The sequence below is a fragment of the Streptomyces sp. NPDC031554 genome, assembly GCF_055580685.1.
The window spans coordinates 162,115-180,269 of sequence record NZ_JBVIKX010000014.1; the positions used below are offsets into that span (position 1 = coordinate 162,115).

The 18,155-nt window shown below is 75.4% G+C and carries 16 protein-coding genes, 1 other RNA gene and 1 pseudogene; 6 read left to right on the top strand and 12 right to left on the bottom strand.

The genetic code is table 11. From position 1 onward, the window contains the following. The first annotated feature begins 78 nt into the window (after positions 1–78). The 3 genes from ACZ5FU_RS30160 to ACZ5FU_RS30170 are packed head-to-tail and all read left to right on the top strand — an operon-like array spanning position 79 to position 3,268. The gene (locus ACZ5FU_RS30160) at positions 79–936 is read left to right on the top strand and encodes a Nif3-like dinuclear metal center hexameric protein (RefSeq protein ID WP_451526530.1); all 858 of its coding nucleotides are present in this window, start codon (positions 79–81) and stop codon (positions 934–936) included. Then, positions 933–1,676: a zinc ribbon domain-containing protein gene (locus ACZ5FU_RS30165; protein ID WP_451526569.1), complete on the top strand. Its 744-nt coding sequence runs from the start codon at positions 933–935 to the stop codon at positions 1,674–1,676. The genes ACZ5FU_RS30160 and ACZ5FU_RS30165 overlap by 4 nt, the downstream gene beginning before the upstream one ends. Positions 1,677–1,687: 11 nt before the next feature. Continuing rightward, positions 1,688–3,268 (top strand): bifunctional RNase H/acid phosphatase, encoded by a 1,581-nt coding sequence (locus ACZ5FU_RS30170; protein WP_468837087.1) that lies wholly within the window; start codon positions 1,688–1,690, stop codon positions 3,266–3,268. Here the strand turns inward: ACZ5FU_RS30170 and eda are convergent. Further along, positions 3,240–3,902 carry a bifunctional 4-hydroxy-2-oxoglutarate aldolase/2-dehydro-3-deoxy-phosphogluconate aldolase gene (gene eda / locus ACZ5FU_RS30175; protein ID WP_451526528.1) on the bottom strand — a complete coding sequence of 221 codons (663 nt, stop codon included), beginning with the start codon at positions 3,900–3,902 and terminating at the stop codon, positions 3,240–3,242. The genes ACZ5FU_RS30170 and eda overlap by 29 nt on opposite strands. Positions 3,903–3,974: 72 nt before the next feature. Then, positions 3,975–4,757: a peroxide stress protein YaaA gene (gene yaaA, locus ACZ5FU_RS30180; RefSeq protein ID WP_468837091.1), complete on the bottom strand. Its 783-nt coding sequence runs from the start codon at positions 4,755–4,757 to the stop codon at positions 3,975–3,977. Between the two features lie 201 nt (positions 4,758–4,958). Here yaaA and ACZ5FU_RS30185 point away from each other — a divergent pair, with 201 nt between their 5' ends. Both ACZ5FU_RS30185 and rnpB read left to right on the top strand, forming a co-directional pair. Then, complete coding sequence (locus ACZ5FU_RS30185) at positions 4,959–5,528, top strand: Uma2 family endonuclease (RefSeq protein WP_468837276.1); 570 nt, start codon at positions 4,959–4,961, stop codon at positions 5,526–5,528. A gap of 33 nt (positions 5,529–5,561) precedes the next feature. Continuing rightward, positions 5,562–5,963, top strand: an RNA gene (rnpB, locus tag ACZ5FU_RS30190) — RNase P RNA component class A. A 124-nt stretch (positions 5,964–6,087) separates the two neighbouring features. On the opposite strand, the gene ACZ5FU_RS30195 is transcribed toward rnpB, so the two are convergent. From ACZ5FU_RS30195 to ACZ5FU_RS30230, 8 genes are all read right to left on the bottom strand, one after another. Continuing rightward, complete coding sequence (locus ACZ5FU_RS30195) at positions 6,088–6,237, bottom strand: hypothetical protein (protein ID WP_451526526.1); 150 nt, start codon at positions 6,235–6,237, stop codon at positions 6,088–6,090. 22 nt (positions 6,238–6,259) lie between these two features. Further along, positions 6,260–8,536, bottom strand: coding sequence for a bifunctional serine/threonine-protein kinase/ABC transporter substrate-binding protein (locus ACZ5FU_RS30200; protein ID WP_468837096.1), 2,277 nt, complete (start codon positions 8,534–8,536; stop codon positions 6,260–6,262). Positions 8,537–8,549: 13 nt separating this feature from the next. Further along, positions 8,550–10,766 (bottom strand): bifunctional serine/threonine-protein kinase/ABC transporter substrate-binding protein, encoded by a 2,217-nt coding sequence (locus ACZ5FU_RS30205; protein ID WP_468837099.1) that lies wholly within the window; start codon positions 10,764–10,766, stop codon positions 8,550–8,552. Next, the gene (locus ACZ5FU_RS30210; protein ID WP_469047460.1) at positions 10,766–11,620 is read right to left on the bottom strand and encodes a hypothetical protein; all 855 of its coding nucleotides are present in this window, start codon (positions 11,618–11,620) and stop codon (positions 10,766–10,768) included. Before ACZ5FU_RS30210 ends, ACZ5FU_RS30205 begins: the two co-directional genes overlap by 1 nt. Positions 11,621–11,725: 105 nt before the next feature. Then, positions 11,726–12,109, bottom strand: coding sequence for a MazG-like family protein (locus ACZ5FU_RS30215; RefSeq protein WP_469047461.1), 384 nt, complete (start codon positions 12,107–12,109; stop codon positions 11,726–11,728). Positions 12,110–12,222: 113 nt separating this feature from the next. After that, on the bottom strand, positions 12,223–12,768 hold the full coding sequence (locus ACZ5FU_RS30220) for a DoxX family protein (protein WP_468643553.1): 546 nt from the start codon (positions 12,766–12,768) through the stop codon (positions 12,223–12,225). Positions 12,769–12,964: 196 nt separating this feature from the next. After that, the gene (locus ACZ5FU_RS30225; protein WP_468643555.1) at positions 12,965–13,657 is read right to left on the bottom strand and encodes an ABC transporter ATP-binding protein; all 693 of its coding nucleotides are present in this window, start codon (positions 13,655–13,657) and stop codon (positions 12,965–12,967) included. Between the two features lie 45 nt (positions 13,658–13,702). After that, positions 13,703–15,163: an ABC transporter permease gene (locus tag ACZ5FU_RS30230; protein WP_468643557.1), complete on the bottom strand. Its 1,461-nt coding sequence runs from the start codon at positions 15,161–15,163 to the stop codon at positions 13,703–13,705. 392 nt (positions 15,164–15,555) lie between these two features. On the opposite strand from ACZ5FU_RS30230, the pseudogene ACZ5FU_RS30235 reads away from it, so the two are divergent. After that, positions 15,556–15,987, top strand: a pseudogene (locus ACZ5FU_RS30235) (alkaline phosphatase D family protein); the annotation flags it as partial. 16 nt (positions 15,988–16,003) lie between these two features. Here the strand turns inward: ACZ5FU_RS30235 and ACZ5FU_RS30240 are convergent. Together ACZ5FU_RS30240 and ACZ5FU_RS30245 are read right to left on the bottom strand one after the other, a co-directional pair. Beyond that, positions 16,004–16,975 (bottom strand): small ribosomal subunit Rsm22 family protein, encoded by a 972-nt coding sequence (locus ACZ5FU_RS30240; protein WP_468643559.1) that lies wholly within the window; start codon positions 16,973–16,975, stop codon positions 16,004–16,006. Positions 16,976–17,036: 61 nt separating this feature from the next. Continuing rightward, positions 17,037–18,146: a serine hydrolase domain-containing protein gene (locus tag ACZ5FU_RS30245; protein ID WP_468643680.1), complete on the bottom strand. Its 1,110-nt coding sequence runs from the start codon at positions 18,144–18,146 to the stop codon at positions 17,037–17,039. Positions 18,147–18,155 lie beyond the last annotated feature (9 nt).

Genomic DNA, 18,155 nt, shown 5'->3' on the forward strand with positions numbered 1-18,155 from the left:
TGGGGCGGTGTGTCCCCCCGTCCCTCCGCCGACCGGCGGCGGTACGGGGGCGCGGGGCGGCCAGGTAGCCTTTTCCCCGTGCCCCGTCTGTCTGAAGTCATCGCCGCGCTGGAGAACCTGTGGCCCGCCGAGCGGGCCGAGTCCTGGGACGCGGTCGGCACCGTCGTGGGTGAACCCGGCCAGGACGTCGAGCGGGTCCTCTTCGCCGTCGACCCCGTCCAGGAGATCGTCGACGAGGCGGTGAAGCTGGGCGCCGACCTGATCGTCACCCACCACCCGCTCTATCTCCGGGGGACGACGACCGTCGCGGCCTCCACCTTCAAGGGCCGTGTCGTGCACACCCTGATCAAGCACGACATCGCCCTGCACGTGGCCCACACCAACGCCGACACCGCCGACCCCGGCGTCAGCGACGCCCTCGCCGGCGCCCTCGGCCTGCGCGTCGTGGGGCCCCTCGTGCCCGACCCGGGCGACCCCGACGGACGCCGCGGCCTCGGCCGCGTCTGCGAACTCGACCACCCGCTCACGGTCCGCGAGTTCGCCGCCCGCGCCGCCGAGCGGCTGCCCGCCACCGTGCAGGGCGTCCGGGTGGCGGGCGACCCGGACGCGACCGTACGGACCGTCGCGGTCAGCGGCGGCTCCGGCGACAGCCTCTTCGACCACGTCCGCGCCGCGGGCGTCGACGCCTTCCTCACCGCGGACCTGCGCCACCACCCGGTGTCCGAGGCCCGCGAGCACGGCGCCCACGGCGCCCACGCACCTCTCGCGCTGCTCGACGCGGCGCACTGGGCCACCGAGTGGCCCTGGTGCGAGCTGGCCGCAGCCCAGCTCGACGAGATCTCCGACCGCCACGGCTGGGGTCTGCGGGTCCACGTCTCGAAGACGGTCACCGACCCCTGGACCAGCCGATTCCCTTCACCTGGAGCCCCCAACTGAACGCCGCGCCCGCCGACCAGATCCGACTCCTCGACGTCCAGGACCTCGACGTCCGCCTCCAGCAGCTCGCGCACAAGCGCCGCTCGCTGCCCGAGCACGCCGAGATCGAGTCGCTGACCAAGGACCTCACGCAGCTGCGCGACCTCCTGGTGGCCGCGCAGACGGAGGAGAGCGACACCGCCCGCGAGCAGACCAAGGCCGAGCAGGACGTCGACCAGGTCCGCCAGCGCGCCGCCCGCGACCAGCAGCGCCTCGACTCCGGCGCCGTCACCTCCCCGAAGGACCTGGAGAACCTCCAGCGCGAGATCGTCTCCCTCGCCAAGCGCCAGGGCGACCTCGAGGACGTCGTCCTGGAGGTCATGGAGCGCCGCGAGGCCGCCCAGGAGCGGGCCGCCGAGCTGACCGAGCGCGTCGGCTCCGTCCAGGGCCGCATCGACGACGCGACCGCCCGCCGCGACGCCGCGTTCGAGACGATCGACGGCGAGGTCGCCTCCGTGACCAAGGAGCGCGAGGTGATCGCCGCCACCGTCCCCGCCGACCTGCTCAAGCTCTACGACAAGCTGCGCGAGCAGCAGGGCGGCGTCGGCGCGGCCAAGCTCTACCAGCGCACCTGCCAGGGCTGCCGCCAGGAGCTGGCGATCACCGACATCAACGACATCCGCAAGGCCGCCCCCGACACCGTCGTACGGTGCGAGAACTGCCGCCGGATCCTGGTGCGGACCTCCGAGTCCGGCCTGTAGGGGCGATCGGGGTGCGGGAGTTCATCGTCGAGGCCGACGGGGGGTCCCGGGGCAACCCGGGGCCCGCGGGCTACGGCAGCGTGGTCGTCGACGCGGCGACGGGGGAGACCCTCGTCGAACGGGCCGAGTACATCGGCGTCGCCACCAACAACGTCGCCGAGTACCGGGGGCTGCTGGCCGGCCTGCGCGCCGCCCGCGAGCTGGACCCCGCCGCCCCGGTGCGCGTCCGCATGGACTCCAAGCTCGTCGTCGAGCAGATGTCGGGCCGCTGGAAGATCAAGCACCCCGACATGAAGCCCCTGGCGACGGAGGCCGCCCGGATCTACCCGCCGGGCCAGGTCACCTACGAGTGGATCCCCCGGGAACGCAACAAGCACGCCGACCGTCTGGCCAACGAGGCGATGGACGCCGGCAAGCGGGGCGAGCGGTGGGAGGCCGGGGCGTCCACGGCGGCGCTCGCCACCACGGCCGAGCGGTCCCCGGCCGGCCCCGCCGACCTCCCGCCCCCGGGCCCGCCCGGGGACGCGGCCGCCGGCGCGGCCAGGGCCCGCGAGGCCCTGGCCGGAAGGCGCGGGGCCGCTGCCGCGGACGGCACCGCGACGGCTCCCCCCGCGCACTCCGGCGACGTGGCACCGGATTCCGCCCCGCCCACCGGTCCCGGCACGGCAGCCGGCGCCCACGGCGCGACCGACACGGCCTCGCGCGGCGCGCCCGACACGGCCGCGGGGACGCCCGACGCGGCCGCGGGGACGCCCGGCGCGGCCGCCCCCGCCGCCGGCTCCTCCGGCACCGGCACCGTCGCCCCCGCCGCAGGCTCCTCCGGCACCGGCACCGCCGCCCCCGCCGCCGGTCCTTCCGCCGCGGACCGCCGCGCCGCCCGCACCCTCGCCTCCGCCACGGCCTCCGCCCCGGACCCGGCCGGGCGGGCGCGGCCCTCCGTCGGCTGGGGTTCCGCCCCCGACCTCGGGGCGCCCGCCGCCTTCGTCCTGCTCCGGCACGGCGAGACACCGCTCACGCCCGAGAAACGGTTCTCCGGGAGCGGGGGGAGCGATCCCGCGCTCTCGGCCGCCGGACGGGAGCAGGCCGAGCGGGTCGCGGCGGCGCTGGCCCGGCGGGGCACCGTCCAGCACATCGTCGCCTCGCCGCTCGCGCGGACGCGGGAGACCGCCGCCACCGTCGCGGCCCGGCTGGGGCTGGAGGTCACCGTCGACGACGGACTGCGCGAGACGGACTTCGGCGCCTGGGAGGGGCTCACCTTCGGCGAGGTCCGCGAGCGCCACCCGGAGGACCTGAACGCCTGGCTGGCCGACCCGGAGGCCGAACCCACCGGCGGCGGCGAGAGCTTCGCGGCGACGGCGACCCGGATCGCCGCCACCCGCGACCGGCTGGTCGCGGCGTACGCGGGGCGCACGGTCCTGCTGGTCACCCACGTGACCCCGATCAAGACCCTGGTCCGGCTCGCCCTGGGCGCCCCGCCGGAGTCACTGTTCCGGATGGAACTGTCGGCGGCCTCGCTGTCGGTCGTGGCGTACTACGCGGACGGCAACGCCAGCGTGCGCCTCCTCAACGACACGGCCCACCTGCGCGGGTGAGCCGCGAGGCGGCCCGCGCCAGCTCCGTCACCCGCGTCCAGTCCCGTGCCGCCACCGCGTCCGCGGGCACCATCCAACTGCCGCCGACACAGCCGACGTTGGGCAGGGACAGGTACTCCGCCGCGTTGTCGGGGCCGATGCCGCCGGTCGGGCAGAAGCGGGCCTGCGGCAGCGGGCCGGCCAGCGACCGCAGGTAGGGCGCACCGCCCGCCGGCTGCGCGGGGAAGAACTTCATCTCCCGCACCCCGCGTTCCAGCAGCGCCACGACCTCCGAGGTGGTCGACACCCCGGGCAGGAAGGGCAGCCCGGACGCCCGCATCGCCGTCAGCAGCGCCTCCGTCCAGCCGGGGCTCACGAGGAACCGCGCCCCGGCCGCCCGGCAGTCCGCCACCTGCTCCGGCGTGAGCACCGTCCCGGCCCCCACCACCGCGTCCGGCACCGCGCCGGCGATCTCGCGGATCGCGTCGAGGGCGGCCGGGGTGCGCAGGGTCACCTCGATCGCCGGCAGTCCGCCCGCGACCAGCGCGCGCGCCAGCGGCACCGCGTCGACGGCGTCCGCCACGACCACCACGGGCACGACGGGGGCCAGCTCCAGTACCGAGGCAGCCGAAGAGGAGGGCAGGGGTGAGGTCATGCGCCTCATCCTGCCCGCGCGATGCGCCGTGCGCAAAGGTCGTTGCGTATGATGCAACGCGGCCGGTCGTCGTCAGTGGACCTCGTCCACCAGCACGTCCAGCGTCCAGGCCGCCCCCGCTCGCGCGGGCGCCCGCTCCTCCACCGTGTGGCCGAGGTCCCGCAGCGCCGTCACCAGGGCGGCCGGGTCCTTTGGGGCGATGCCGGCCGTCAGCAGGCTCCGCACGATCCGGCCCTTCGTCGCCTTGTTGAAGTGACTGACCACCTTCCGGGTCGGCGCGTGCAGCACCCGCACGCTCGCCGTCCGCGCGGCGACCTCGCCCTTCGGCTTCCACGCCGTCGCGTACGCCGCCGACCGCAGGTCCAGCACCAGCCCGTCCCCGGCCGCCTCGGGCAGCACCCGGGCCATCGGCGCCCGCCAGTACGCGCCCAGCGCCCCCAGCCCCGGCAGCCGCACCCCCATCGAGCAGCGGTACGACGGGATGCGGTCCGTCACCCGTACGGCACCCCACAGCCCCGAGAACACCAGCAGCGAGTCGGCCGCCCGCCGCCGGGCGTCCGCGTCGAGCGACGCCAGGTCCAGGGCGTCGTACAGCACGCCCGTGTAGACCTCCCCGGCCGGCCGTGTGCCCGCGGTGCGCAGCCCGGCGTTCTTCGCGACCTCGCCGCGCAGCCCCTCGCTCAGCCCGAGCACCTCGCGCGCCTTCTCCTCGTCCCCGGCGCACAGCTCGACCAGCTCGTCCAGGACGGCCTCGCGCGCGCCGGCGAGCCCCGGCAGCGACAACGACTCCGGCTTCAGCGGGGCGCCACGGCCGGGAGCGGCCTTTCCTTCGGACGGGGGCAGCAGGACCAGCACGCGCTTTTCTCCTTCGGGCGGAACTCCACGCCAGCGTACGGGGTGCCGCCGCGCGTCCCGGCGGGGCCGGGCGGGCGGAGTACCGGCCGGGACGGCGCTCGTGTGCCACGATCGGGAGAACGGTTCCCGATCCCACGGACAGGTGATCCACCGATGCCCCAGTCCGGCGAGCGACCGAAGGAGGGGCGTGACGTGACCGCCATGGCCCATGAGCCGCTCACGCAGGACGAGGTCCTGCTGGAGGGCTTCCTCGCCCTGGACACCCCGGAAGGCTTCCGGGCGGAGCTCGTCGAGGGGGAGATCGTGGTGACACCGCCGCCGGACGGGGATCACGAGAAGTACATCAGCCGGATCGTCAGGCAGGTGATCAGGCGGTCCCGGACCGACATGGACTTCTCCGGGAACAAGGGACTGAAGCTGAGGAGCGGAGGCGCGTGCCCGAAGAACCACGTGGTCCCTGACGCCACCTTCGCGCCCCTCGATCTCGACGTCTTCGGGGACGCGGGCCCCTGGATGCCCTGTGAGGGCATCGCCATGGTGCTGGAGGTGACGTCCACGAAGCCGACCGCGGACCGCGAGGCCAAGCGCCACTGCCACGCCCGCGCGGGCATCCCCCTTCACCTCCTCGTCGACCGCGACACCTCCCAGGTCACACTCTTCGGCGATCCGAGGCGCGACGACTACCGGGAGCACGCCACGCTCCCCTTCGGCAAGCCCCTCACCCTCCCCGAGCCCTTCGCCTTCGACCTGGAGACCGCGGACTTCCTCTGAGCCGTCGCCCGGTACCATGGTCAGCACGGCAGACGAGCCGGGCGGACGGCCGCGTGAAGCCCCCAGGGGCCTCCCGAGGAACGTCCGGGCTCCACAGGGCAGGGTGATGGCTAACGGCCACCCGGGGTGACCCGCGGGACAGTGCCACAGAAAACAGACCGCCCGGCGCTTCGGCGCCGGGTAAGGGTGAAACGGTGGTGTAAGAGACCACCAGTGCCCAGGGCGACCTGGGCAGCTAGGTAAACCCCACCCGGAGCAAGGTCAAAAGGAGCGCCGTGAAAAGCGCTCTGCGCGGACGTTCGAGGGCTGCCCGCCCGAGTCCGCGGGTAGACCGCACGAGGCCGGCGGCAACGCCGGTCCTAGATGGATGGCCGTCTCCCCGGCCGCCGCGAGGCGACCGGGCGACAGAACCCGGCGTACAGCCCGACTCGTCTGCCGCTCCGCCCCAGGACGCCTGAGCCTCCTTCGGAGCCGGGCGGCGGGTGATCTCACGAGTCCGGCCGCCGACGGGTCGGGCGATCGCCGCGCTCGTTTCGGCCCGATGCCTGTCGGACGCCGGTCACCGCGTCCGCGCCGGGCAGGGGCGTTCGGTGAGCAGGACGAGGCGTGCCCGGATGATGTCCGCCTCCGCTGCCGCGAGCAGTCGACGGTCGGTGATGCCGAGCTTGTCGCGCAGCACGCCGTCGGGCAGGGAGCACGGATCGTTCACCCTGCCCGCCGCGGCCGTTCCCTCAGGAGACCGCCGCCTCCTGATACTGCCCCAGGTACCGGAACGCCCCGTCGGCCGCCCGGAACAGGAACATCGCGTCGTGGTTGTAGCCGTAGCCCTCCTCGTACCGGACGGTCCTGGTGATGCCCTCGTACGTGATCTCGGGCATCCGGCGGGCGATCGCGCCCCGTTCCCTCAGGACCGTGCCGTCCTTGACGCAGGCCCGGGCCAGGAACATCACGGCATCGTGGGCCTCCGCCGCGTACCGGCCGGGGGCGGTGCCGTAGCGGGCGCGGTAGGCCTCGGTGAAGGCCCGGCCGGCCGGGCGGGCCGCCGGGTCGGTGAAGGCGGTCGTGAGGACCCAGCCGTCGGCGGCGGAGCCGGCCGAGGTGAGGAACCGCGGGTCGAAGGCGCGTTCCGTCGCCATCCGGGTGCCGGTGAACCCGGCGGAGCCCAGCGCCGACGCGAGTCCGGCGGCCCGGACCGCGTCGCCGGTGAAGACGACCGCGTCCGCCCCGCTGGACATCGCCCGGGCGGCGAGCGACACGTGGTCGATCTTCCCGGCGGCGACGTGGGCCACCGTGGTGTCCCGGCCGGACTGCCGCAGCGCCAGCTCGGCCTGCTCGCACAGGGTCCAGGCGAAGTCGCCCTGCGCCCGGTCGTCCACGAGGAACGCGTTGCGGGCGTCGACGTGGTTGCCGAGGTAGCTGACGACGGGGGTGGCGAAGAAGTCCTCCGTGACACTCAGCGCCGCGTGGCAGTGGAAGAGGTTCGTGTCGATCGTCGTGGTCCGGGTGTCGGTGCCCACCGAGACGGACACGACGGGCATCACCGCCTTGGTGTACGTGACCTCGGACGCGACGAAGCAGGCGTCGGTGGTGGGACCCAGCACGGCGAGGACCCCGGTGTCCTTCGCCAGCCGGGCGGCCAGCTCGCCGGCCCGCTTGGGGTCGCCGCCGTCGTCGTACTCCCGCAGTGTCAGCCGGAAGGGGTGGCCGCTGCCGGAGTTGATCCGTTCGACGGCCAGCCGGGCCGCTCTGAGCTGGGTGTTCCCGGTCTCCTTCCGGGAGCCGGTCAGATCGCCGTGGAACGCCACCACCAGCTCGGGGCGCGGCCGGCCGGTCCCGGAGGGGGTTGCCGCGCCCGGCTCCGGCCGGGTGCTCCACCACCAGGCCCCGCCACCGCCCGCCGCGAGGACCCCCGCCGTCGAGCCGAGGCGCAGGAAGCCGCGGCGGCCGAGGGAACGGGGGGCGGGCCGGGGGGCCGTGACGGACGTCAGCGTCGCGGCCTCCGGCGACACCGGGCCGGCCGCGCCCGCCGTGTCCGCTGCGCCCGCCGTGTCCGCCGCGCCGGCCGTGTCCGTCGCGCTCGACGGCGCGGACACCTGGGTCGGCTCGATCGCGCCGAGGGTGAGCACGGCCGCGGACCGGTCGTTGATCAGCCGGGTGACCCGGGCGGGCAGCCAGTCCGGCCGTTCGGCGAGGCCGGCCGCGGCCCCTTCCGCGAGCGCCCCGCGCAGTCGCGCGAGGTCCGGGCGGCCGGCCGGATCCTTGTGCAGACAGGATCGCAGCAGGGGCGCCAGGCCGTCCGGGAGCGACGCCGGGTCCGGCTCCTCGTAGACCGTGCGCAGCAGCATGCCCGCCGCCCCGCCGTCGCCGAACGGCCGCACCCCGGTCCCGGCGAACGCCAGCACGCACCCCAGCGAGAACACGTCGCTGGGCGGCCCGATCCCACCGCTGCGCGCCCGCGCCTGCTCGGGCGACAGGAAGCCGGGCGAGCCGACGATCACGCCGCTGGAGGTGAGCGCGGTGGCCTCCGGGGCGCGGGCGATGCCGAAGTCGATGAGCCGGGGCCCGTCCGGCGCCAGCAGGACGTTGCCCGGCTTCACGTCCCGGTGCACGAGACCGGCCGCGTGCACCGCCTCGAGCGCCTCGGCGAGCCGCACGCCCAGCACCCGCACGGAGGCCGGCGGCAGCGGCCCGAAGGACTCCACCGCCTCGGCGAGCGAGGGCCCCGGCACGTACGAGGTCGCCAGCCACGGCGTCTCCGCGTCGGCGTCCGCGTCCAGCAACGGCACCACCCAGCGGCTGTCCACCTGCCGGGCGGCCTCCACCTCACGGCGGAAACGGGCCCGGAAGCCCGTCCCGTCGGCGTACGAGGACCGCACCGTCTTCACCGCGGCGATCGCCCCGCCCGGCGCGCGGGCCAGGAAGACCACGCCCATGCCGCCGGCACCCAGCCGCCGCAGCAGGCGGTAGCGGCCGATCCGGGACGGGTCGCCGGTCCGCAGCGGCTCCATCAGACGGGCTCCCTCACACGGTGAGCGGCGCGGGGCCGCCGTACACGAAGTCGCCCTGCTCGACCCGCCAGAGGAAGCCGCCGGTGCCGTCGATGACCATCGCGCCGGTCTTCTCGAAGGCGAACTTCTTCGTGACGCCCTCGTACGTCCCCGCCCGCACGGCCGCGAGCAGGTCCTCCCGGGTGCGCTGCTTCGCCGGCAGCGCGGCCAGCGCCTTCAGCAGCATCCCGGTCACGTCGTAGGCCTCCGCCGCGTACCGGGGCGGCCCCTCCCCGAAGCGCTCGCGGTAGGCGGCGGCGAACCCCTTCGCCTCGGGTTCGACGGTGGCGTCGACGACCGGAGCCACCATCACCCAGCCCTCGGCCGCCTCCCGGGCGTCGGTCAGGAACCGCCCGTCGAGCAGCGCCGGGCCGGACACGCACGCGCCCCGGAAGGCGCGTTCCCGCAGCGTCGCGGCGAGCGCCGCGCCCCGGTCGGGCAGACCGGCGAAGAACACCGAGTCCGCGCCCGCGGAGAGCACCGCGTCCACCGGGACGCCGAAGTCGCGGCGCATCGCGCTGACCACTTCGGGCACCGACGGCTGCCCCACGTTGCGGAGCGCGTTGCTGAGGGAACTGCCGAGATCCGTCCCGTAGTTGCCGGCCGGCCGGTCGACGACGATGCCGACCTTGCGGGAGCGCGCGGTGCCGCGCAGGTAGTTGCCGACGTAGACGGGCAGCACCGCGTCGGGCAGCCGTGCGTGCAGGAACGAACGGAACCCCTGGATGGTCAGCAGGGTCGTCCCCGGTGACACGGCGACGACCGGCAGCAGCCCTGCGTCGTACTTCGCGAGCGCCGTCTGCGCCGTGGCGTCGGTGGTCGGGCCGACCACGGCGAGGACCGCCGGATCGGCCGTCAGCTCCGCGGCCAGCCGGGCCGAGGCCGCCGGATCGCCCGCGTCGTCGACGGACCTGACCTTCACGCTGAACGGGGCGTCGCCGCGCGCGTTGAACTCCGCTACGGCCAGCCGCAGTCCGCGCTCCTGCGCCCTGCCCGTCTCCCGCTGCGCGCCGCTGAGGTCACCGTGCAGCGCGACGGTGTGCACCGGGCGGCGCGAGGGCATGGTGCCGGTCCCGCCGCCTCCCGGACCGTCGTCCCGTGCGGCCGCCCACCAGGCCCCGCCCCCGCCCGCCGCCAGCGCCGCGGCCCCGCCGGCGAGCAGCAGGAAGCGGCGCCGGCCGGCCGGGCGGGCGTCCCGCGGCTCCGGCGCCCCGGACGTCTCGCGCGTGTCGGGCTCCGCCGGGCCGGGAGCGACCCGCGCGTCGGCCGGCGCCAGCGTGTGCGCGATGTCCGGCAGCGCGAGTGCGGCGGCGGAGCGCTCGGCGATCAGCCCGGCGACCGGACCCGGCAGCCAGTCGGCCGCCTCGCCGTCCCGGGGCGCGTCGTCGGCCGCCAGCTCCCGCACCAGTTCCGCGGCGTCCGGCCGCCGGGCCGGATCCTTCTCCAGACAGCGGCCCAGCACCCCGAGCAGGCCCGCGGGCACCCCGTCGAGATCCGCCGGATCGTGCACGGCCCGGTACAGCAGGGCGTCGACCGCCCCACCGCCGAACGGCGCCCGGCCGGTCGCCGCGAACGCCAGGACGCACCCGAGGGAGAAGACGTCGCTCGCCGGGCCGATGCCGTCCCCGCCGCGCCCCTCGGCCTGCTCCGGCGACAGGTAGCCGGGCGTGCCGACGACCATCCCGGTCGCCGTGAGCGTCCCGTCCTCCGGGGCCCGGGCGATGCCGAAGTCGATGAGCCGCGGACCGTCGTGCGCGATCAGCACGTTGCCCGGCTTCAGGTCGCGGTGGACCAGCCCGGCCCGGTGCACCTCGCCCAGCGCCTCGGCCAGCCGGGCGCCGAGCAGCCGCAGCCCGTGCTCCGGCAGGGGGCCGTACGCGGTCACCGCCTCGCCCAGCGACGGGCCGGGCACGAACGCCGTCGCCAGCCACGGCGCCCCGGCGTCCGGATCGGCGTCCACCAAGGGGACGGCCCAGGGGCTGTCGACCCGCCGGGCGACCTCGATCTCGCGGCGGAACCGCTCCTTGAAGCCCGGCTCCTCGGCGTACTCGGCGAGCAGGACCTTCAGCGCCACCAGCGCGCCGCCGGGGGTGCGCGCCAGGTACACCACCCCCATGCCCCCGGCGCCGAGCCGCCCGAGCAGGCGGTGGTCCGCGATGCGCGCGGGATCGGACGAACGCAGCGGTTCCATCAGCTCTTCCCTCCGAGCGCGAACTCCACGCGGTTGAGCATCGTGACGTTGGCGTGCGCCGCGTACTGGTTCAGCTCGGTGGTCGAGTAGCCCTGGCCGCCCTTCATCGACACCGCGAGGGTCACCGTGCCGAGCCGGGTGACGTACCAGCGGTACGCCTGCTCGCTGTTCCCGGTGAGGTACGAACCCATTTCCACGACCTGGTCGTCGGCGTAGGTGTTGTTGCCCTGGCCGTACGGGGTGGCGGCCGAGATGAGCCCGGAGATCCGCTCGTCGGCGCGGACCTGCTGCTCCCGGCAGCGCAGCGGCTCCTCCAGCGTGGTGGCCAGCTGTTCGTCGGCGTCGAGCACCGTGGCGTGCACGGTGATCGCCGCGGTCACCTTGATCTCGCCCCTGCCCCCGGCGGCCGGGAGCTCGCTGTAGCGGGACAGCGAGGCCAGGACGCTCGCCGGGAGCGGCCGCCGCTCCCACCGGCACCGCTCGTCGAGCACGGCCACGGTGTCCGGGGCGCTCGCGGCCGGCCGCTGGGCCCGGAAGTCCGCGCCCCACGCCTCGGGCTCCAGCGCGACCGTCTCCGCCAGCGCCCGGGCCCGCGGTTTCGTCCGGGGGACCCGGGCGGGGTCCGCCTCGAACGGCGTCAGCGGCGTCGCCTCGCCACCCGAGGGGGACGGGGAGGCGCCGGCCGGGGCGGCGCCGGAGGAGGCCGTGGACCGGGAGGACGCCGAGGGACTCGGCCCGGCTCCCTCGTCGTCGGCCCCCGAACCGCAGCCGCCGAGCACGAGGGCGGCCCCGGTCATCGCCGCCCCGATCCGCCACGGCCAAGTGGCCCTGCGCGCCACGCAGTCGTCGTCCATCCCGCCCCCTCCGCCGGCCCCCGCCTCGCGTGCGGTGATCGTACAGAGGGACGCGCGGCCGGGGCGGGTGGTTCTGCGAACAGCGCGGGACGGGGAGGCGGCGGGTCAGCGCGCGGCGGACCCGCCGGCGCTTCCCGACGACCGCTGCGCCACCCGCGCCAGATGCCCCGCGAACACGGACTCCGCCCTCGGGGTCAGGGTCCGCAGCGCCACCAGGGCCGTGATGGCCACGTCGCACAGCTCGCCCTGCACGTCCTCCCACGTGTGGCTGACGCCCTTGCGGGGGTTCTGGCCGGTCGCGCCGATGACCGCCTGCGCGGCCTCGCCGACCTCCTCCGACAGCTTCAGGACGCGCAGGAGGACGGCCTCCCGGCCGGCGATCGGCTGGTGGGCGTCGAGCCAGGCCCACAGGGCGTCGACGGTGCCCCACAGGTCCGTCCCGGCGGGGGCGGGCGGGGGCGGCGGGGCGTCGGGGCGGCTGTCGTCCATGCGGGCAGCCTGCCCAGAGCGGTCCTCCCCCGAACGACGGTGCCGGACCGGGACCGTTCCCCCGGCACGGCGGCACGGCGGCACGGGCGGCGCGGCGGTGCCGCCCCTGGTGCTCACTCCTCGAACAGGGCCTCCTGCTCGCCCTCCTCGTGCCGTCGCAGCCGCTTGGCGCGCAGGCCCACGACGACCGCGGTGGCCGCCGCCGTCACGCCCAGGGCCGCCGGGACCATCCAGCCCCGGTTGACCGTGTGGCCGAGGGCGTGGTCCAGGGAGAGGCGGCCGGGGCCGGTGACGGCGAGGCCGGCCGCGGTCAGGCCGAGGAAGGCCGCGTACTCGTAGCCGCCGCTCTGCGCGAAGAAGCCGTTGGGCACGTGGACCGCGGAGGCGCCGGTCATCGCGCCGGCCGCCGAGGCTCCCGCCGCCGGGGTGGCCAGGCCCAGCGCGAGGAGCGCGCCGCCGCCGGTCTCCGCCAGGCCCGCCGCCGTGGCGCTCGCCTTGCCCGGGGCGTACCCGACGGACTCCATGAACTGGCCGGTGCCCTCCAGGCCGTGGCCGCCGAACCAGCCGAACAGCTTCTGCGCGCCGTGCGCCATCAGCACCCCGCCGGTTCCCAGCCGGAGCAGCAGCAGGCCCAGATCACGTCGGTCGTAGCAGGTCACGATGGCTCCCGGAGAGATGAGACGGACGAGGGGCGGGCGGACAGGCGGTGGACGGACGACGGGGCCGGCCCCTTCCGCGTATCCACCGTGGCACTCCCCACGTCCGGCCGCCCCGCCCCGACGGCCGTTCGGGTGGCGGGGCGGGGCGGCCGGTGCGGTGTCGCTCACCGGCCGGCGGTCGCGGACGCGGTGCCGCTCACCGGCCGGCGGTCGCCGCCCGTTCCGTCAGCGTGATCCGTCCCGCGTCGATCGTCGCCAGCCGCGGGGCCCGCCGGGCGATCGACGAGTCGTGCGTGACCATGACGAAGGTCAGCCCGTACTCGTGCCACAGCCCCTCCAGCAGGCCCATGATGTCGTCGCGGGTGCCCTCGTCGAGGTTGCCGGTGGGCTCGTCGGCGAGCAGCACCTTCGGCTTCTTGACCAGCGCGCGGGCGATCGCCACGCGCTGCTGCTGGCCGCCGGAGAGTTCGGCGGGGGCGTGGCCGAGGCGCTCGCCGAGCCCGACCGAGCGCAGTGCCTCCGCCGCCCGCTCGCGCCGCTCCGCGGGCCTGACCCCGAGCGGCACCAGGGCCGTCTCCACGTTCTCCTGCGCGGTCAGCGTGGGGATGAGGTTGAACGACTGGAAGATGATGCCGATCTTCTCGGCGCGCATCCGGGTCAGCTTCGCCTCGCTGATGCGGGCGAGGTCCACGCCGTCCAGTTCGACGCTGCCCTCGGTGGGCCGGTCGAGCGCGCCGATCATCTGGAGCAGCGTCGACTTGCCGCCGCCGGTGGGGCCCTGGATGACGAGCTGGTCGCCGTCCTCGATGGTCAGGTCGACGCCGCGCAGTGCCTCGACCGTCTCCTTGCCGCGCGTGTAGCGCTTGGTGACGCCGGTGAGCTGGTACATGGGGGTTTCTCCGTAAAAGAAGTCCGTGAGGAAGGTGACGGCGGGTCAGGAGACGCTGCGCAGGGCGTCCGCCGGGCGCATCCGGGAGGCGCGCCAGCCGCCCATGGCGCCGGCGATCAGTCCGCCGGCGACCGCGAGGCCCACCGCGAGGGCGACCGTGGTGAGGGAGACGGGTGCGGACAGCGCGATCTCCATCGTGTTGCCCGCGGCCTGCCCGCCGGGGCCGCCGCCACCGGGGCCGCCGCCCATGCCGCCCCCGCCGCCGCCGAGCTGCGCCGTCAGCGTCGGGCTGATCGCGGTCACCGTGTACGCCGCCGCGAGGCCGAGCGCGATGCCGAGGACGCCGCCCAGCAGGCCGTTGACCACGGACTCGCCGACCACCTGCCGGGTGACCCGGCGGCTCGGCCAGCCCAGTGCCTTCAGCGTGCCGAACTCCCGCACGCGCCGGGACACCGCGGAGGAGGTGAGCAGCGCCGCCACCAGGAACGCCGCGGCCAGCACCGCGACCGACAGCCACCTGCCGACGCCGGTCGCCAGGTCCGAGGCGGTGGACAGGGAGCCGGAGACGGTGTCGGCCAGGTCGGCGGAGGTCGTCACGGTCGTACCGGAGATGTTCTTCTGGATGGCCGCCTTGACGGAGTCGATCTGCTGCGAGTCGGTGGCCTCGACGTAGATCGTGGTGACCTGGCCGGCCGCGTCGGCGAGCGTCTGGGCCTGCTTCAGCGGCAGGTAGACGTCGGTCGCGGACTCGCTGCTCTCGGGGGTGGCGAGGCCGATGACCTTGTACTTCGTTCCGGAGATGGTCAGCGTCGAGCCGACCTTGTACGAGTTCTCCTCGGCGTACGACGTGCTGACGACCGCGACCTTCGCGTTGCTCTGCGCCGAGGTGAAGGTCACGCCGGAGCTGATCGCGGAGCCGGCCAGCGGGCCGAGGTCCTGGTCGCCCACGTCGACGCCGGCGACGGAGTAGGAGTTGACGTCGAAGGAGGCGCCGCCGCCCTGCACCCGGGGTGCGGCGGTGCTGCCGCCGCCCCCGCCGGGGCCGCCCTGCCCCTGGCTCTGGCCGCCGGACGAACTCTCCGCCTTGCCCTGGGTGAAGGAACCGTCGACCTTGGTGACGTTCAGGGTGAGGGCGCCGACCGCGCTCGCCACCCCCTTCTGTCCGGCGACCTCGGCCACCAGCGAGGACTTCAGGGCCTGGCCTCCCTGCGTCATCACCCGGTCCGAACTCTGCTCGGAGTCCTCGTCGTCGTCGGACTTCGCGTCGAACTCGAATCCGGGGCCGCCGGAGCTGTCCCCGGTGGGCGCCGTGCGGGCCTTGGTGACGGTCATGTCGGTGCCCAGGCCGTACAGCGACCGCAGGACCTTGTCCTGTGCCTGCGTCATGCCGGCCGACACCGAGTTGACGGTGATGACCAGGGCGATACCGAGCGCCAGACCCAGGGCGACGACCAGGGCGGCCTTCTTGCGCCGGCCCAGCTCGCGCTTGAGATAGATGCCAAACATCCCGTTCCTCGGAGGTTCTTGGCGCCCGCTGTGGGCGCGGCCTCAAACTAGGGAGGAACCTTTGAGCAGCCCTGGGTGAGGGATGTGGGGAAGCTGGGAAAACGCTTCCGAGACCGAATCTTCATCCGGGAACTTCACCCGGGCGGACCGCGGTGACGGGCACCACCGTGACGGGGACCGTTGTGACGAGGCCTGTCGCGACGGGGACCGTCGTGGTGTGGCAGCCGTTCCGCGGTCCGGTGCGCACCCCGCGCGTGTCGCGCGAGGTCCACCCCCATTCCGGTGCCGCGGAACGGCTGCCGTCCCCCCTCGGTGTGGTCCACAGAAGTCAGGCTCTCCACCTGTGAAGCTCTTGTGGAGGAGATGCCGAGCATAGTTCTCCGACCGGCGCTTATGGTGCGGAACGTTCAAGTTCGTTTGTGCAGGTTGAGAGTTCACCCATACCCCGGGGGTCACGTCCGCCGGCGGACCGGGAGAACCGGCCGCTGCGCCGTCCCCAGCTCCCCGGCGGGTCCGGCACGTGGCTGTACCGCCGCCTGCACGGGGGCGACCTCGCGCGGTTCGACGTCCTCGACACCCGCCAGTACCGCTCCGACCAGGCCTACGGCGACGGCGCGCAGCTCCCCTGGGCCACCTGCACCACCGCCAACCCGCACATGAGGTTCTACGACGGCCGGCGCGGCTACGTGACCGTCGCCCTCGGCCGCGACCTCGCCCGCGCCGACTTCAGGACCGTCCCCCACGTCACCCGGCCCGGCGCCCCCGTCACCACCGCCGCCTCCTTCGTCACCGAGGTCGGCGACCAGGGGCTCAAGCCGGCCTGAGCCGGACCCGTCCGGGTCAGGCCGGCGGCCAGGCGTCGCCCCAGTCGGCGTCCCGCGCCGCCCTGTACAGGTCGCCGTGCCGCTTCGTCACCGTCGTCCGCGTCAGCCGCTCCTCGGCCTCGCACAGGTCGAGGAGCACCTGGCCCTTGCGGATCTGCGGCCGCCGCACCACACGGGACGGGGCCGGGGCGACGGGGAAGCGCGCGGTCGCCACATAGGCGAACTTCTCGTCCTCGTACGGCAGCGAGCCGCCCTTGACCTGCCGGTGCAGGGAGGAACGGCTCACCCGCGCCGAGAAGTGGCACCAGTCCTCGCCGGGCACGATCGGGCAGGCGGCGCTGTGCGGGCAGGGGGCGGCGACCGCGAAGCCGGCCGCGATCAGCCGGTCCCGGGCCTCGATGATCCTGGCGTAACCGTCCGGCGTGCCCGGCTCGACGATCACCACCGCCCGCGCGGCCGCGGCGGCGGCGTCCACCAGGGTGGCGCGGTCGGCGGCGGGCAGCTCGTTGAGCACGTACGAGACGGTGACCAGGTCGGTCGCCTCCAGAGCCGGTGCCGAGCCGATCCGGGCCCGCTCCCAGCGCACCTGCTCCAGGGCCGGGTTCGACGCCGCGAGTTCGCGGCCGACGGCCAGGGCGGGCTCCGCCCAGTCCAGCACCGTCACCGGACGCCGGCCCGGCCAGGTCGCGGCGGCCGCCCAGATCGCCGCGCCCGTCCCGCCGCCCACGTCGACGTGGCTGCCGGGCGTCCAGTCCGGCACGGCGTCCGCGAACGCCCCGAGCGCGGAGCGGACCGCCTCGAAGGTGGCCGGCATGCGGTACGCGGCGTACGCGGCGACGTCCGCGCGGTCGCGGAGGATGGGGGCGTCGGTCGGGGTCGCCCCGCGGTAGTTGGCGATCAGCCGCTCCACGGCCTGACCGGCCTGCCGGGCCGGAAGCCCGTCGAGCAGCTCACGGAGGGCTTCCGCCGGGGATACGGGGTCGTTCACCCGTAGATTGTAAGTGCGCCCCGCCGGCCCGGACGCCCGCCCGGAGCCCTCCGCGGCACCCTCACCGCACCGCCCGCCGCAGACGCGTGGCCGCCGCCGCGCGGGGTGCGCTGTCCGCCCCCCGGCGCCGCGGGTGCACCGTGTTGGCCAGCAGCACCAGGAACGTGTCCGTCGCCGGGTCGAGCACCAGCGACGTCCCGGTGAACCCCGTGTGCCCCGCCGCTCCCCGCCCCGCCAGCTCCCCCATGAACCACGGCCGGTCCACCGCGAAGCCCAGGCCGGGCGGCGTCAGCAGCAGCTCCACGAAGTCGGGCCCGAGGATCCGCGCGGGCCCGTACGCGCCGCCCGCCAGCAGCGCCCGGCAGAACACCGCGAGGTCGGGCCCGGTCGAGAACAGCCCCGCGTGACCCGCCACCCCGCCCAGCGCCCACGCGTTCTCGTCGTGCACCTCGCCCCGCAGCGGCCCCCGGTCGGCCTTTCCCCACGGCCGCCGCTGGTCCTCCGTGGCGGCCGCGCCGGGGCACGGCCCGAAGCCGGTGGACGCCATGCCCAGCGGACGGGTGATCCCGTCGCGGACCAGGACGTCGAGCGCGCGGCCGGTGAGCCGTTCGAGGAGCTGCTGGAGGAGCAGCATGTTCACGTCCGAGTAGACGTACGCGCCGGGCTCGCCCACCGGAGCCTCCTCCCGCAGCAGCTCCAGCCGCCCGGCGTCGTCGGCGCAGTCGTACAGGGGCAGCTCGGGCCGCAGCCCCGAGGTGTGGGTGAGGAGCCGACGCACGGTGATGTCGTGGGCGGCGGCCGCCCGGAAGTCGGGCAGGTACGCCCCCACGCGCGCGTCGATGCCCAGCGTGCCGCGCTCGATCTGCTGCACCGCCGCCACGGCCGTGAACAGCTTGGTGAGGGACGCGAGGTCGAAGGGCGTGTCGACGGTCATCGGCACGCGGGCGGCGGGCGGCAGTTCCACACCGGCGTCGGCCACGGGGTCGTAGCGGGCGTAGCGGACCGCCCAGCCCGCCGCCTCCTGCACGGCGATGACGGGCCCGCGCCCCGCGACCACGACGGCACCGGCCGCCCAGGGCCGCTCCCCGGTGGTCAGCGCCCGGACCTCGCGCACGAGGCGACGCAGCTCCTCGGGGTCGAGCCCGGCCCGCTCCGGGGTGTCGACCCGCAGTCTCGGTGC